Origin of the sequence: Novosphingobium sp. (genome assembly GCF_032093395.1) — a bacterium.
In the GTDB taxonomy this organism is placed as follows: Bacteria; Pseudomonadota; Alphaproteobacteria; order Sphingomonadales; family Sphingomonadaceae; genus Novosphingobium.
On sequence record NZ_DAMDBA010000002.1, the window covers coordinates 145950 to 147513 of the forward strand.

2 protein-coding genes are annotated in these 1564 nt (G+C 61.6%); both read left to right on the forward strand.

Annotated elements, in window-relative coordinates; all coding sequences use genetic code 11:
* On the forward strand, positions 1 to 480 hold a 480-nt coding region (locus RT424_RS01320; protein WP_313433926.1), incomplete at its 5' end, for a flagellin.
* Positions 481 to 774: 294 nt separating this feature from the next.
* The coding region (locus RT424_RS01325) for an MCP four helix bundle domain-containing protein (RefSeq protein ID WP_313433927.1) at positions 775 to 1564 on the forward strand (790 nt) is incomplete at its 3' end.

Consider the following 1564-nt stretch of genomic DNA (forward strand, 5'->3'; position numbering starts at 1 on the left):
ATCACCACGATCATCAAGTCGTCGGAATTCAACAACACCAACCTGCTCGACGAAGACTTCACGGGCACGACCACCGTTGCTGCTCTTCAGTCGCTGACGATCACCACGGGTGCCGACACCACGGACAGCCTCAACGTCGCCAACCAGGGCTTCACCGCCAAGGTGACCGACGCCATCGACACCACCATCGCCTCGCAGACCGACGCCGAAGCGATGGTCGGCAAGCTCGATGACGTCATCAAGGACGTCAACACCAGCCTCAGCGACATGGGCGCGGCTTCGCGCAAGATCGAGGGCCAGCTCTCGTTCACCAGCAAGCTGTCGGACGTGGTCGAAACCGGCATTGGCAACCTCGTCGACGCTGACCTCGCCAAGGAATCGGCGAAGCTTCAGGCCCTTCAGGTTCAGCAGCAGCTGGGCGTGCAGGCTCTGTCGATCGCCAACCAGGCGCCGCAGACGATCCTGTCGCTCTTCCGTTAATCGGAGGATCGATGGTCTCCCGGTCCGCCGGGAGGCCAATCGTCTGGAAGGCCGGGGTGGTTCAACCATCCCGGCCTTCTGTCTTTTCAAGAACATAAGATGGGTGGGGCCTGAAAGCAGGGTCACGAAGCAGCGCTACCGAGCAGCATGCCCGGCAGCAGCAAACTGAGCCCGTGACTTACCGGAAATCTGCGATTTTCCGGGCGCTCCGCACCTGCGATTCACCCGCCGAACTATAATGAAGAAGACGCTCCCATGGCGGGGCCGACCCCCCAAGCAGGAACTGGAATACTGATGCTTGATTTTCTGAACAATTGGCGATTGCCCAAAAAATTGTGGGCGGCCTTTTCGATCATCAATGTGATGATCGCCGTGGTGGGCCTCAACGGCTTCCTCTCGACACGTGAGCTCAATGCCGTTGCGGAATCGCACGTTTCGCGCGGCATGGCAGGCATGTCCGGACTCACTGACGTCATCAGCAACGTCAAGGAACTGCGGATCATCGTCTACAGCTACTACAACGCCGCCAGTGCCAGCGATGCGCAGAACCTGCGTGACCGCCTCAAGGCCGGCGACGACGAACTGCTGAAGTCGGTGGATGCCTACAAGGTCATCGGTGAGGAAGCTTTCGGCCCGGAAGTGGCTGAACTGCGCACCCGCGCGGTCGCGCTGACCCAGGTGAACGACCGAATCTTCGCCCTGCGCACCGCCGGTGATGTCGATGCCGCGATGGCGATGATCAAGGACGAGGGCAAGAAAGCCTCGCACGACATGATCGAGCAGACCGACAAGCTGATCGAACTCACGCGTGAACGCGTTGCCGCCAAGGCCGAAGACGGCGCCGCGACCGCGCGCACGGCCACGATCCTCTGCGTGACGCTGGCCCTCTTCGCGATGGCTCTGATCGTCTTCATCTGGCTGCTCATCAACCGCACGGTTGCCGCGCCGATGAGCCGCATCGCCCATGTCACGACCACGCTGGCCGAAGGCGGCAAGGTCGAAGTTCCGTTCCGCGAACGCGGTGACGAAATCGGCGAGATCGCGGAAGCGGTCGAGCAGTTCCGCAGCGCCGCCGAAGCCCGCG